This window comes from Paenibacillus vortex V453, from assembly GCF_000193415.1.
In the GTDB taxonomy this organism is placed as follows: domain Bacteria; phylum Bacillota; class Bacilli; order Paenibacillales; family Paenibacillaceae; genus Paenibacillus_AQ; species Paenibacillus_AQ glucanolyticus.
This window is the reverse complement of sequence record NZ_ADHJ01000051.1, coordinates 1-417: the sequence shown is the minus strand read 5'-3', so window position 1 is coordinate 417 and position 417 is coordinate 1. Positions and strand designations below refer to the sequence as shown.

General features: G+C 53.2%; 3 tRNA genes. All 3 read left to right on the top strand.

Features of this window, described 5'->3' with window-relative positions:
* Positions 1-31: 31 nt before the first annotated feature.
* The 3 genes from PVOR_RS26625 (at position 32) to PVOR_RS26615 (ending at position 355) form a co-directional block, all read left to right on the top strand.
* Positions 32-123 (top strand) — tRNA-Ser (locus tag PVOR_RS26625).
* A gap of 16 nt (positions 124-139) precedes the next feature.
* A tRNA-Glu gene (locus PVOR_RS26620) sits at positions 140-214 on the top strand.
* A 65-nt stretch (positions 215-279) separates the two neighbouring features.
* A tRNA-Val gene (locus PVOR_RS26615) sits at positions 280-355 on the top strand.
* The last annotated feature ends 62 nt before the right edge of the window (positions 356-417 follow it).

Sequence of the window (417 nt, the reverse complement as noted above, 5' to 3'; positions counted from 1 at the left end):
ACAGGTTCGAGTCCTGTTCGGGGAGCCATACGGAGAGGTGTCCGAGTTGGCCGAAGGAGCACGATTGGAAATCGTGTAGGCGCCAAAAGCGTCTCGAGGGTTCGAATCCCTCTCTCTCCGCCACTATTATTTCAAGCAAGGCCCGTTGGTCAAGGGGTTAAGACACCTCCCTTTCACGGAGGTAACAGGGGTTCGAATCCCCTACGGGTCACCATTATGTTCAAAAAAACACTTGCTTCTTGTGCCGAAATTTGGTACGATAAAGGTCGATTTTGTTACGGAGGCTTAGCTCAGCTGGGAGAGCATCTGCCTTACAAGCAGAGGGTCGGGGGTTCGAACCCCTCAGCCTCCACCATATATACACCTTTTAATGACGCGGGGTGGAGCAGTTCGGTAGCTCGTCGGGCTCATAACCCG